The organism is Streptomyces canus 299MFChir4.1, from assembly GCF_000383615.1.
In the GTDB taxonomy this organism is placed as follows: Bacteria; Actinomycetota; Actinomycetes; order Streptomycetales; family Streptomycetaceae; genus Streptomyces; species Streptomyces canus_C.
In genome coordinates this window covers 190,814-202,718 of record NZ_KB911591.1, presented here as the reverse complement: position 1 = coordinate 202,718, position 11,905 = coordinate 190,814, and the positions used below count along the sequence as shown (strand labels likewise).

The following is an 11,905-nucleotide window of genomic DNA, read 5'->3' as shown; positions in this document are numbered from 1 at the left end:
ACTGAAACCCGCAGGCCCTCGTGTACGGAAAACCATGCGTATCGGTCCCTTGACGCTCTGTCCGATGCTCACGCCCGGGAACGGGAGGCGCCCTCACGGCGGCCTGCCTCAGTCCTTGAGCGCGTAGAAGCGCATCGGGGAGTTCGGCTCGAAACCGATGCGCGGATACACCGGTGCCCCGGCGGCGGTCGCGTGCAGGGTGGCCCGGGTGAGGCCGGTGGCGCGGACACCCTCGTACAGCGCCTTGCGGGTCACCGCCTCGCCGTAGCCGCGGCGCTGCTGCCCGGACCTCGCCTTCATCCGCTGAGAGGGGAGCCTGGCGTGTCCGGTGCTTCGAACGGTGGCCGGAGTGGGGGCCGGAGGGGGGGCCGGGCCTCACCGAGGTCCGAGCTGGGCCGCTCGCCCGAAGCTCCGCGGTGTGGTTCCACGGCCATCGGTTCGAGATGTTCCCGGGAGAGCAGGTGCCGTACACGCGGCTCGGATGGTCGGGTGTCGGCGCGGGTGTGCAGCTGCACCAGGGACATGGTTGCTACCTCCGGTGGCGGACAGCACGCTTGTGGTGACCGGGAACGACGCGTTGTGGGTCACCCAGCTCAAGCGGCTGTCGGAGACGACTCCGCAGGACGGTGACGCCTGGCCCGGTGCCATGGGCGCCCGGAGCACGCCGTCGGCCGGTACCTGGTGGGGTGTCGGCCGGTCGAGGGCGTGGGCGCCGGCGGGTCAGGCGGCCCGGACGGAATCCTTGGCGGGGGCGGGATCGGAGTGGTCGAGGGTGGCGGTCTCGCCGGTCCTGAGCGCCGGCTTCAGGAACAGGGCGAGAAGAACCCCGACGGCGAGGGCGGGCGCGATCCAGAGATAGCCGCCGGCCGTGGCGTGGGCGAAGGCGTCCAGTGCGGAGTCGCGCAGGGCGCCGGGCAGCCGACCGATGGTGTCGGGACGAGCGGAGTCGAAGCCGCCGGCGGTCGGCAGTCCGCTTGTGCGGTCGGCGAATCCCGTGTTGAGGAGGGTGCCGAAGACGGCGACCCCGAAGGCAGCGCCGATGGAGCGGGCGAAGGTGACGACGGCGCTGGCGGCGCCGAGGTCGGCGGCGGGCACGCTGTTCTGGACGGTGGTCAGCACGACCATGGGCACCATGCCGATGCCGACACCGGTGATCAGGAAGTAGAAACTCAGGACGAGAGCGTTGGTGGCCGCGCCGATGGTGCCCAGCAGGAGCAGCCCGGCGAGGTTGGCGACCAGGCCGGCCAGGAGGATCGTCCGCAGCCGGCCGGCTTGTGCGGCCCAGCGTCCGGCCAGGGACTGGCTGACGACCAGACCGGCGACCAGGGGCAGCATGTGGATGCCGGAAAGGGTGGCCGAGACTCCGTGGACGATCTGGAGGTAGGTCGGCAGGTAGACCAGCACGGAGAACATCGCGGCGTTGGCGAAGAAGGCGATCAGCGAGGAGAACACCACGGTCCGGGAGGCGAACATGGCCGGCGGCAGGACCGGGGCGGCGGCGTGGCGCTCGACCGGCACCAGCAGTACGGCCAGCGCGACGGTGACGGCGATCAGTCCGACGATGGCAGGCGAGCCCCAGCCCCAGCGCTCCCCGAACGAGGTGACGAGCACCAGGCCGGTGGCGAGGGCGGCCAGCACGGTGGCGCCGAGGTAGTCGATGCGGGCCCGGGCGCCCCGGGTGGCGGCGGGCAGCGCCCGGGCGGCGATGGCCAGGGCGACGATGCCGACCGGCAGGTTGACCAGGAAGGCCCAGCGCCAGGACAGTTGGTCGGTGAAGACGCCGCCCAGCAGGGGGCCGACAATGCTGGCGACGCCGTAGACCGAGCCGAACATGCCCTGGTAGCGGCCGCGTTCGCTCGGGGTGACGATGTCGCCGACGAGGGCGAAGGTCAGCACGATCATGCCGCCTCCGCCCACACCCTGCAGCACACGGGCGCCGACCAGCTCGGGCAGGTTCTGTGCCAGGCCGCAGGCCACGGAGGCGATCAGGAAGACCGAGGTGGAGGCCAGATACAGCGGCTTGCGGCCGAACATGTCGCCCAGCTTGCCCCACAGAGGTGTGACCGCGGTCGACGCGAGGAGGTAGGCGGCGCTGACCCATGCGATGTCGTCGAAACCGTTCAGGTCCTCGGCTATCCGGGGCAACGCGGTCGAGACGATCGTCTGGTCCAGGGCCGCGAGCAGGACCGCCAGGACCAGCGCGCTCATCGCGGCGGCGACACCACCCGCCCTGGGTGAGGAGGAGTTGTCTGCCTTCGACATCGGAAGCTGCCTCTCTAGAAGACTCACAGATCTGTCACTACCAGATCTTTCTGTCACTAGAATGTAGCACTTATAGGGGTGCCTTCTACTCCTGAGAGGCGCTAGATGTCTCAGGCATCACATTCCGCCACTAGAATCAGTGCGGTGAGAGCCGATGCAGCGCGCAATCTCGAAGCCGTCCTGACCACCGGCGCCCGCATGCTCGCCGCCGACCCCGGCGCGAGCATCGCGAGCATCGCCGCCGAAGCGGGAGTCGACCGGCGCACCGTCTACCGCCGCTTCGCCTCCCGCGAAGACCTCCTCGCGGCCATCTACGAAGCCCGCCTCACCGCCATCGAGCACGCCATCGAGGACGCGCGGCTCCGCGAGGCACCCGTCGCCGTCGCCCTGCACCGCTACGTCGAGAACATCATCACCGTCAACCGCACCTGGCCCGTCGACCTCGCCCGCATGCTCACCGACAGCAGCGTCCATGCCCGACGCGACGCGGCCGTCGAGGAGGTCGACACCTTCCTGCGACGCGCCACGGACGAAGGCCTGCTGCGCTCCGGTCTCCCGCAGGGCTGGCCGAGCGCGCTGCTGCCCCAGCTCATGCACCTGGTCTCCCGGCAACTGCCGGAACTGAGCGCGGGACAGGCGGCGGACGTCGTCGTCGACACCCTCCTCAACGGCCTCGGGACGTCCTGACACACCGGCGGTCTCGGTTCGGGTACGCGGCTTCTCCCATGAGCGAGGGTTCCGCTGCCGCGCACCGAGTCAGCCGCGGCGGACTCCCCCGATGAAGCGGCCGGCGAGGCCGACGCGTTCGGCGAGAGACGCGACTGTCTGCCCGAAGTCCACGAACAGCTCGTGCACGCCCGCATCTGCGGCGGACCGCGCGTAGTCGACGTACTGGGCGAGGGTGCCCGCTGCGGGCATCTGGCCGCCCGGGTCGGTCCTCGTATCGGTCAGCCGGGCTGCTGCACACCGTCCACAGCCGCCGTGGCATCGAAGCCCTGCGCCAAGGCCGGTGCCCGCGGCTGCCGACCTGGCTCTCACCGCTGCTGAGCGATCCCCGAGTCGGGTACCGAGAAACCCCCCGGCGCTTCACAGCCACGTGCGCAAGTGGCAGGTTCTGGTCAAAGGCTTGTCAAACCCCCGGACGCTCCGTCCCGCGCGTGGTCGGGTCTCCACCGACGGCTGTATCACCACCCGCTCGGGAGGACCTGGTGTCAGCACCAACTCGGAGCAGACGATGGCTCACGACCTGCGCCATCACCGCAACCGCCGGGCTCATCGCGATACCCGCGAGTGCCGCGCCCGGCCGACACGACAGCAGCCCCTTCGGGGCTCGCGCACTCGCCCAACTCGCCGCTGAGCGACGGCAGTCGGTGGGCGCCATGAGCCCGAAGGCGAAGGAGGACGACGGCGACGACGGCAACGAGGCCGACGAGATAGCCGAGGGCGCGGACCAGTACGCCGAGGCCCGCACCTCGCCCGGCATCGTCGCCCCTGGCGCGTACGGGGCCGCATGGAGCAGTCTCACCAAACTTCCCGGTACCGGCGGGAGTTGGCGCAATGTCACCAACCTGCCGTACAACTCCGACGACCCGCGTTACCGCGACATCGACTCCAACTCCAGCGGTGGCTCGGGCAATGTCACCGGCCGGATGGCCGCGGTGGCCGCCGATGACGACGGGTACGTGTACGCGGGCAGCGCCGGCGGCGGGGTGTGGCGGTCCCGCAGCGGCGGCGGCCACTGGCAGCCCATCAGCGACCGGCTTCCCGCACAGTCGACCGGCGCGCTCACGCTCGACGGCGGCGGACGGCTGTGGCTGGGCACCGGCGAGGCGACCACCAACGCGGACGCCTACCTCGGCAGCGGTGTCTACGTCCTGTCCGACCCGCACCACGGCACGTTCTCCACGCGCAGCCGGGTCGGCGGCCACGAACTGGAGTCCACCACCATCCACGAGCTCCGCTTCGGCGGCGGCAAGGTGTGGGCGGCGACCAGCGCGGGAGTGTGGAGCCACTCCACGAAGAAGCTCAGCGGCGCCTGGAAACTGGAGTACGCGCCCAACCCCGACTACCTGCCCGGCGGTTCGAAGGCCGACGACCCCAGCGCGGCGTACGAGAACATCACCACACGATCAAGGTGCGCGACTGCGACTGAGGCGCCATCGGCGTCGCGACGGTTCGCGGTTCGCGGTTCGCGGTTCGCGGTGAAGGGGTGATCCCGGTTTCCGGGGTCACCCCGCCGTCGTGTGCGGCACCACGTTCACCTGCAAGGTGAACGCCACACCGCCCGCGCCCGCCAGGTCGGGTTCCTTCGCCAGGGCGGTGACGTCGGCAACACCGCCTCGCGTCCCCGCGCAGCGCAGTGAGGCCCGCGCGGTGCCGTCCGCGCCCAGCCGCCAGCCGGAGGGGAGGACGAAGACCGGCGCGGAGCTGCGTAGGGCGGTCCACCGCTTGCCGTCCGTACGAGGGCGCAGGACGAGCGACACCACGGTCCCGGGCCGCACACACACCTGCTGCCGGACGGGATCACCGGGGGCCACGGTGACCTCCACATGCCCGCCGGCACAGCTCTTGGGCGAGGAGGGTACGGAGGCCGAAGCGGACGGGCTTCGTCCGGTCGGGCTCGCGGTCGGTGCCGCGGACGAGCTCGTGGACGGCGCCCCGGACGCGGCCGTCGACGCACCGGTCGACGGCGTCGGGGAGCCACCCCCGGACGTTCCTCCTGAGGAGCCGCCGCACGCCACCAGGACGACCACCCCCACGATCACCCACCCCCCGGCCCACCCTCGCATCCGTGCACCTCCCGGCCCGGCACCCATGGATACCAGCATGCCCCACCGCGCCCTGGGGGTCCGGAGACGAAATGGGCTCCGCGAACGGAACGGTGACGTCGGCACCCTGCCCGACGCACCCCTGCGGCACGCATCCGCCCCCGATCACGGCCATGCTGGAGAGGTCCGAGCGCCGGCGACCGCCGGAGTCAGGGGTGCGAGGCGGTGACACGATGAGCATCGACGTGACAGTGCGGCGCGAGATCCCGCTGCCGCCAGAGCGCGTGGCCGCCTACGCCATGGACTGGCGCCACGACGCCGAGTGGACACAGGGCATCCGTACGGCGGACCTGACCCGGCAGGCGGACGGCGGCGGCTTCGGGACGGGCGCCGAGGTCACCCGTAGTGCGCACTTCCTGGGTCGGCGCATCGACTACGTCCTGCGGGTGGCCGTGTACGAACCTCCGAGGCTGCTGGACATGGTCTCGGTGGCCGCTCCCATGCCGATGCACGTGACCTACTCCTTCGAGCCCCACCCGCGCGGCACGCTCGCGGCCATCCGGGTCCGGGGAGGCCCAGGGGGTCTACTGCGCCTCGCGGCACCCCTGTTCGCCCGTCAGGTCCGTTCCTCCCTCACCAAGGACCTGCGCGACCTCGAACGCAGGCTCTCCGAGCGGCAAGGAGACGGCTGATGGCGTACGACGAGGGGCTCAGGGCAACGTGGCCGTCGGTGTGACCGGCGACGACCTCATGGTCCGCGTCGGGCCGGACCCCGCCGACGCGGCCCTCGCCCGGCCCGGGACGCGGCTCTTCGACATGACCGGCCGCCCGATGCGCGGCTGGGTCGTGGTCGCCGGGGCCGCCACGACGCAGGACGAGGCCCTGGTCGCGTGGATCGACGAGGGACGCGCGTTCGCAGTGAGCCTGCCGCCCAGGTAACGGTCCTGGCCGCTCCGGACACCGGCCTGCCGTCCTCAGCCGAAGCTGACCGCGGACGTACGGCGACCGCGAATCCGGGACTTCAGTCCCGCTGCCCGACCGCCTCCAGTACGGCCTTCAGCTGCCGCAGCGGATCCGGGCCGGAGATCCGCAGGACCACCGTGTCCGCGCCGGCCGTCGCCAGCTCGCGGATGTGCCCGGCGGCCTGGGCGGCAGGACCCGAGACGGTGAACACCTCGTGCGGCGGACGGCCGAGCCAGGCGGCGTGGCCCTCGATGTGCGGGTGCAGGGCGCGGGTCACCTCGTGGGCGTCGTCACCGACGCAGGCGAAGGCGAAGACCGTGAGGGTGTGGTCGGAGGCGGCGCCGCCCTTGGCGATCAGTGCGCGGGCGTTCTCCAGGTCGTGCGGGCCATGGCCCTCCGTGATCACCGTACCGTCCGCGACCCGCCCGGACAGCTCCAGGGAGCGCGGACGCACCACACCCGCGACCACCGGCGGGGCCTCGGCCGGAGGGTGTGTCAACTGAACGCCGTCCAGGCGGACTTCGCGGCCCGCCAACGCCACCCGCTCTCCGCGCAGCAGCGCACGCACCGAGGTGACGGTCTCCTCCAGCAGGGCCAGCGGGGAGCGGGCCGCGGCGCCCACCTGGGCCATCCACTCCTGCACCCCGTGCCCGATCCCGGCCACCAGCCGCCAGGGGAACACCCGTGCCAGCGTGGCCAGTTCCATCGCCAGGAGCGCCGGGCTGCGCAGCGGGGCGGGGGCGATGCCGATGCCGACCCTGATGTGTTGCGTGGCTCCCAGTGCCACGGCCGCCGCCGACACCCCTCCGTTCCACCCGAGGTCCTCGACCACCCACAGGTCGTCCAGGCCGAGCGCCTCGGCCTGCCGCGCGAACTCGGGCAGCCCTTCGGGGGCCCAGTCGCGGTCGTACATCACACCGATCCGTACGTTCGTCATACGCCGGAACCTATGCGGCGGTGAGCAATCGTTCAACGGCGTCTCCGGGCCCCGGGAGTTGAGTGCGGCGAGGCCGACGAACACAAGTGCCATCGGCTGTAGGCCCGTTCAGCCAAGGTCGGACATGTCGAGTACGAAGCGGTAGCGGACGTCGTTGCGCCGGAGGCGGTCGAGGGCCTCGTTCACACCCGCCGAGGGAAGTATCTCGATGTCGGCGGTGATGCCGTGGCGGGCGCGGAAGTCGAGCATGTCGGCCGTCGCTGCCCGCGGAGCTGAGTTTCCTGCGGCCCTCTACGCCGCCGACCTCGCGGACTGGGCCGTGCGCCTCTACGACGAGTACCTCCGGCGCCCCGACCTCATCCGGCTGGCCACCTGGGCGCGATTGGAGCGACGGCCGGTGGGCCACCTGGTCGACGACCCCGACCGCCTCGACGACGGCAAGCTGCGGGCCATCGCCCAGGCCCAGGCCGCCGGCTCGGTGCACCAAGGAGACCCGTTCGACCTCATGGCCATGGTGATCGCCATGTCCATGGCCTGGTCACCGGTCAGCAATGTCTATGCGGCGACCGCACAGGAACCCCCCGAACTGCATGATCAGCGTCGGGCCCTGCTCAGCGAAAGTGTCCGGCGCGCCGTGGCGGCCGACCGGGGTTAGCGCGGCACCCTACCTCGCCGGGCGAATCAACCCGGCCCCGCACAAGACAGAGTCCGGGCACCTCGGCCGACAACGGAGTCCGAGGTGCCCGGAGACGGTCACGGAGACGTCCAGCGCCCCGCGGATCCCGGAGGTCCGGAGGTCCGGCGGGACAACTCCCCTTGGAGCTATTCAGCCGGAGCCCGGAACCGCTCCGGCTCAGCCCCCGCTCTTGCGCCGGAACGACCGCTGGCTCGACGCCGGGCCGTGCGCTCCACGGATCTTTGACGCGTGGGGGTTGGAAGCGAGGTCGGCGGCGTCCGCCTCCGCACCGCGCTTGCGGGCCAAGGCCTCTCGGAACTTTCGTTTGAGGTCGTAGTTGCCGTCGCTGTCGGGCGCGAGCGCGGACGTCTCGGGCTCAGCCGGCTCCGAACCTTCTGGGGACGCAGCTTCTGCGGTCATCGTGACCTCCTGGGTTCGGGCAGTGGGAAGCACAGCTTGTCATGCCGGACGCGGTACGGGCGCCGCTATTCCGCCCAGGTGACAAGCCAGGGCACGTTCCTCAGGAGTCCTGGGCGACCGTGAGCACGATCTTGCCCCGGATGTGCCCCCGGGCGGCCCGTTCGTGCGCCGCCCGGGCGTCCGCGAGCGCAAAGGTGCTGTCGATCGCGACACGGACCGTGCCCGCTTCGAGCAGGCGCCCCATTTCGGCGAGCTGCGCGCCGTTCGAGCGGACCTGGGTGGCCGTGACGGTGACACCCAGCTTCTCGTTCTCCTCGTCGTCGAACTCTCCGAAGTACACCGGGTAGAGGGCCCCGCCGCGCTTGACGGTCTGCAGGAAGCGCCTGCTGCCGGGGCCCCCGACGGAGTCCAGGACGAGATCGACGTCCCGGGCGACCTCTTCCGGACGGTCCTTGGTGTAGTCGATGAACTCGTCGGCGCCGAGTTCGCGCAGGAACGTCTCGTGGGTGCCCGAGGCCACGGCAATGACGCGGGCCCCCTTCCACTTGGCCAGCTGGAGCGCGAGATGCCCCACGCCACCGGCAGCGCCGTTGACGAGCACGGTGGTCCCGGCGCCGAGCGCCATCGGGCGGTGCCGAGCCGCCTGGAACGGCGAGGGATGGTCGTGCCCGAGGTCGATCAGGAACTGCCACGCCGTCAGTCCCGACATGGGCAGGCCGGCGGCGTGGACATGGTCGACGGAAGCCGGCTTGCGCGCGAGGTCGGAGGCCGGCGCGGTGACGTAGTCGGCGTACGCGCCGCCCTGGAGAGCGGTGGGGAAGCGCACAAGACCGAACACCTCCTCCCCCACGGTGAAGGCGTCGACGTCGGCGGCGACGGCCTCCACGACGCCCGACACGTCGGTCCCCGGAATCAGGGGGAGGTCGAACGGGGGCTTGAGCTCGGGAGGTACATCGGGCATCCCCCCGCGGGCGTACCAGTCGGGAGGATTGAGGCCCACCGCGTGCACGCGCACCAGCACCTCACCGGGGCCCGGCACGGGAACCGGCACCTCCTCGTAACGCAGCACCTCGGGGCCGCCGAACTCGTGCAGCCGGACGGCCCTCATCGTGTCTGTCGACATCATTTTCTCCTGTCCGCGCTGCGGGATACGCTTATCCGGATCAGCGATCCGGGTATCCGGACCACTGATCCGAATATATGGATCACTGATCCGGATAGTCAAGGGGAGCAGATGCGGGCCGACGCCAGGAAGAACCACGACCACCTCCTCGCGGTCGCGGGCGCCGTCATCACCGAGCAGGGCGTCGACGCGTCGCTGCGCGACATCGCACGCAGGGCCGGGGTGGGACTCGCCACGCTGATCCGCCACTTCCCCACCCGCGAGGCACTGCTCGAAGCCCTGCTCCGCACGAGCTTCGACGAACTGGCGGTGAAGGCGGCAGCCCTCGAAACGTCGAGGGAGCCCGCGGACGCGCTGGGCTCGTGGCTGCGCGACTTCGTTGCCTGCGCGCACAACTACCGGGGTGTCGTGGACCTGATGGTCACGGCCATCGAGGACCCGCAGTCCGCGCTGCACGCCTCGTGCGTCGCGATGCGCGCCGCCGGCACCCAACTCCTCACCCGCGCACAGGCGCAGGGCCTGGCTCGCACCGACATCGACGGCACCGACCTGTTCGCGCTGGCCGGTTCGCTGGCATGGCTCAGCGATCAGCCCTCCCTCGCCGCACGCACCGATCACCTCTTCGACGTGGTCGTGAGCGCCATCCTGAGACCCGGCGAGTAAGGACGACAGGGCAACGGCGTCCCCGGCCCCGGCCGCGACCGAAACTCTTCGAGGCCGCTCGACACGGTGCCCGTCATGACTGAACCGGGCTCCGTGGCCCGGCCAGTTGACCCGATCAGAACCTGGGCGTACGGGCCCGGCCGCGCCGCCCGCCGGCTGAGGCCCTCGGTGCCGCCGGCTCCGGCACCGCCCTGAGGCCGCTCGCGGTCCGCCGCGGCAGAACCGGTCAGCCCTCCCGACGCACCGCCGCGTCGAGGAGGGGGCCGAGTTCACCGGCCACGGTCGTCAGCGGACGTACGTCCCGCTCCGCCCGAGCCATGAGGATCGCCCCTTCCAGGGCGCTCACCATGAGGGTGGCCAGCGCGGTCGCGCGTTCCCCGGGCACGCCCATGTCGGTCAGCGCGCGGGCCACCGGACCGGTCCAGGTCGCGAACGCCTCCGCCGCGGCCGCCCGCGTGGACGCGGTCGACTCCGCCCAGTCCACCGTGGCGGCGGCGACCGGGCAGCCACCGGCGAAGCCGGCGCTCTCGTACTCGTGGGTCCACTGGCGCACCATCTCGGCGAACAGCCCGCTCGGTGTCGGCTCGGGCAGGGCGGCGAGGAAACGGGCCACGCGCTTGCCGGCGTATCGGCCCGCCCACTCCACCGCCTCGTTGACCAGTTGCTCCTTGCCGCCGGGGAAGTAGTGCTGGAGTGAACCGCGCGGCGCGCCGGCGTGGGCGGCGACCTCGCGCATCCCGGTCGCGGCGACCCCCTCGCGCCGGATGAGCTGGGCAGCGCTGAAGACCATCCGCTCCCGAGCTCCCCTCTCGGACACCGCCATCGCCGACCTCCACGTCCGGTTTCGTACGCGTTCACTCTATGACCGTCGTCATAGACACGCCTACCATGACCGCTGTCATAGTGTGCGGCAGCGGCTCGGCTTCGGCGTGGGCCGGAGAAGGCGGTGCCTCGTGTACGTGGGATTCATCGGCCTCGGAGCCATGGGCCGGCCCATGGCCCTCAACCTCGCCCGGTCCGGGACGCCGCTCGTCGTGTGGAACCGCACTCCCGACCGGTGCGAGGCCCTGCGCGCCGCCGGAGCCGAGGTCGCCGCGCGCCCTGCCAAGGTCTTCGACCGGGCCGGAACCGTGATCCTCATGCTGGCCGACGAGGCTGCCGTGGACGCCGTCCTGGGGCGCGGCACCCCGGACTTCGCCGATCTCGTGGCCGGACGGACCGTCGTCCACATGGGCACGACCTCGGCCGAGTACTCGGCCGGTTTGCAGGATGCCGTCCGGGCGGCGGGCGGACGGTATGTCGAGGCTCCCGTCTCCGGCTCCCGCATCCCGGCCGAGCGGGCCGAGCTGGTGGGCATGACGGCGGGTGACGACGCCGCCGTCGCCGCCGTGCGCCCTCTGCTGGCCGCCATGTGCCGGGAGACGTTCGACTGCGGTGCGGTCCCCGGAGCGCTGCTGATGAAGTTCTCGGTGAACCTGTTCCTGATCACCCTCGTCACCGGGCTGGCCGAGGCGTTCCACTTCGCCGACCGGCACGGACTCGACCAGCGCCTGCTGCGGGACGTCCTGGACGCGGGCCCGATGGCCAGTGCCGTCTCGCGGGTGAAGGGGCCCAAGCTGCTGACCCGCGACTTCACCGTGCAGGCCGCCGCCACCAACGTCCTGGAGAACAACCGTCTGATCGCCGAGGCCGCCCGCAAGGCCGGCCTGGCCTCCCCGCTCCTCGACGCCTGCCACGCCCTGTACGGCGAGGCCGTCGAACAGGGCCACGGCGCCGAGGACATGGTGGCCGTCCTGCACGCACTGGAATCCCGCACCGACGCCACCCCCGCCTCCGTCCGACGGTCGGAGGCCCACGCGAAACGGCCATGAGCCGACGAACGCGGGCCAGGGCACCGCTGATGAACTGCCGAGTCAAGGTCCCGTACGCGCCCTGCGTCGCGGACCTCAAGGCGCAGAACGCCGCCGACACCGGCAGCACCTCACCGGCACTGCCGATCACCCTCGGCGCCGGCCTGGCCACCGCTGTTGCCACGACCACGGCGTTCGCCCCGCGGCGCCGCTGGACACGCGGCGCGACGCGCTGAGCATCGG

The 11,905-nt window shown here is 71.6% G+C and carries 13 protein-coding genes and 4 pseudogenes; 8 read left to right on the top strand and 9 right to left on the bottom strand.

The genetic code is table 11. The features are described from left to right. Positions 1-108: 108 nt before the first annotated feature. Positions 109-360 (bottom strand): annotated as a pseudogene (locus tag H293_RS0123365) (GNAT family N-acetyltransferase); the annotation flags it as partial. 360 nt (positions 361-720) lie between these two features. Next, a complete protein-coding gene (locus H293_RS0123360) occupies positions 721-2,262 on the bottom strand; it encodes an MDR family MFS transporter (RefSeq protein ID WP_020120266.1) in 1,542 nt (513 codons plus the stop codon). 198 nt (positions 2,263-2,460) lie between these two features. On the opposite strand from H293_RS0123360, the gene H293_RS0123355 reads away from it, so the two are divergent. Next, positions 2,461-2,949 carry a TetR/AcrR family transcriptional regulator gene (locus tag H293_RS0123355; RefSeq protein WP_028808116.1) on the top strand — a complete coding sequence of 163 codons (489 nt, stop codon included), beginning with the start codon at positions 2,461-2,463 and terminating at the stop codon, positions 2,947-2,949. Positions 2,950-3,018: 69 nt separating this feature from the next. On the opposite strand, the gene H293_RS55060 is transcribed toward H293_RS0123355, so the two are convergent. Continuing rightward, positions 3,019-3,180, bottom strand: a complete 162-nt coding sequence (locus tag H293_RS55060; protein ID WP_020120264.1) for a hypothetical protein — start codon at positions 3,178-3,180, stop codon at positions 3,019-3,021. A gap of 290 nt (positions 3,181-3,470) precedes the next feature. Here H293_RS55060 and H293_RS0123345 point away from each other — a divergent pair. Next, positions 3,471-4,382, top strand: a pseudogene (locus H293_RS0123345) (glycosyl hydrolase); the annotation flags it as partial. 108 nt (positions 4,383-4,490) lie between these two features. Here the strand turns inward: H293_RS0123345 and H293_RS0123340 are convergent. Then, positions 4,491-4,799, bottom strand: coding sequence for an acetyl-CoA synthetase (locus H293_RS0123340; protein WP_259294513.1), 309 nt, complete (start codon positions 4,797-4,799; stop codon positions 4,491-4,493). A 464-nt stretch (positions 4,800-5,263) separates the two neighbouring features. On the opposite strand from H293_RS0123340, the gene H293_RS0123335 reads away from it, so the two are divergent. Next, the gene (locus H293_RS0123335) at positions 5,264-5,722 is read left to right on the top strand and encodes an SRPBCC family protein (RefSeq protein ID WP_020120261.1); all 459 of its coding nucleotides are present in this window, start codon (positions 5,264-5,266) and stop codon (positions 5,720-5,722) included. Between the two features lie 28 nt (positions 5,723-5,750). Beyond that, a complete protein-coding gene (locus H293_RS0123330) occupies positions 5,751-5,969 on the top strand; it encodes a hypothetical protein (RefSeq protein WP_020120260.1) in 219 nt (72 codons plus the stop codon). An 82-nt stretch (positions 5,970-6,051) separates the two neighbouring features. Here H293_RS0123330 and H293_RS0123325 read toward each other — a convergent pair whose 3' ends face one another. Further along, entirely contained in the window at positions 6,052-6,930 is an 879-nt protein-coding gene (locus tag H293_RS0123325; protein ID WP_020120259.1) for an LLM class flavin-dependent oxidoreductase, read from the bottom strand. A gap of 108 nt (positions 6,931-7,038) precedes the next feature. Then, a pseudogene (locus H293_RS55055) lies at positions 7,039-7,219 on the bottom strand (NAD(P)-dependent alcohol dehydrogenase); the annotation flags it as partial. 6 nt (positions 7,220-7,225) lie between these two features. On the opposite strand from H293_RS55055, the pseudogene H293_RS49875 reads away from it, so the two are divergent. Next, positions 7,226-7,585, top strand: a pseudogene (locus H293_RS49875) (TetR/AcrR family transcriptional regulator); the annotation flags it as partial. Positions 7,586-7,783: 198 nt separating this feature from the next. Here the strand turns inward: H293_RS49875 and H293_RS0123310 are convergent. Continuing rightward, positions 7,784-8,026 (bottom strand): DUF5302 domain-containing protein, encoded by a 243-nt coding sequence (locus tag H293_RS0123310; RefSeq protein ID WP_020120256.1) that lies wholly within the window; start codon positions 8,024-8,026, stop codon positions 7,784-7,786. 100 nt (positions 8,027-8,126) lie between these two features. After that, positions 8,127-9,149: an NADP-dependent oxidoreductase gene (locus tag H293_RS0123305; RefSeq protein ID WP_020120255.1), complete on the bottom strand. Its 1,023-nt coding sequence runs from the start codon at positions 9,147-9,149 to the stop codon at positions 8,127-8,129. A 111-nt stretch (positions 9,150-9,260) separates the two neighbouring features. On the opposite strand from H293_RS0123305, the gene H293_RS0123300 reads away from it, so the two are divergent. After that, entirely contained in the window at positions 9,261-9,812 is a 552-nt protein-coding gene (locus tag H293_RS0123300; protein WP_020120254.1) for a TetR/AcrR family transcriptional regulator, read from the top strand. A 226-nt stretch (positions 9,813-10,038) separates the two neighbouring features. Here H293_RS0123300 and H293_RS0123295 read toward each other — a convergent pair whose 3' ends face one another. Continuing rightward, complete coding sequence (locus tag H293_RS0123295) at positions 10,039-10,635, bottom strand: TetR/AcrR family transcriptional regulator (RefSeq protein ID WP_028808115.1); 597 nt, start codon at positions 10,633-10,635, stop codon at positions 10,039-10,041. A gap of 130 nt (positions 10,636-10,765) precedes the next feature. On the opposite strand from H293_RS0123295, the gene H293_RS0123290 reads away from it, so the two are divergent. Continuing rightward, on the top strand, positions 10,766-11,683 hold the full coding sequence (locus H293_RS0123290; protein ID WP_020120252.1) for an NAD(P)-dependent oxidoreductase: 918 nt from the start codon (positions 10,766-10,768) through the stop codon (positions 11,681-11,683). Then, positions 11,680-11,898, top strand: coding sequence for a hypothetical protein (locus tag H293_RS0123285; RefSeq protein ID WP_158694431.1), 219 nt, complete (start codon positions 11,680-11,682; stop codon positions 11,896-11,898). Before H293_RS0123290 ends, H293_RS0123285 begins: the two co-directional genes overlap by 4 nt. Positions 11,899-11,905 lie beyond the last annotated feature (7 nt).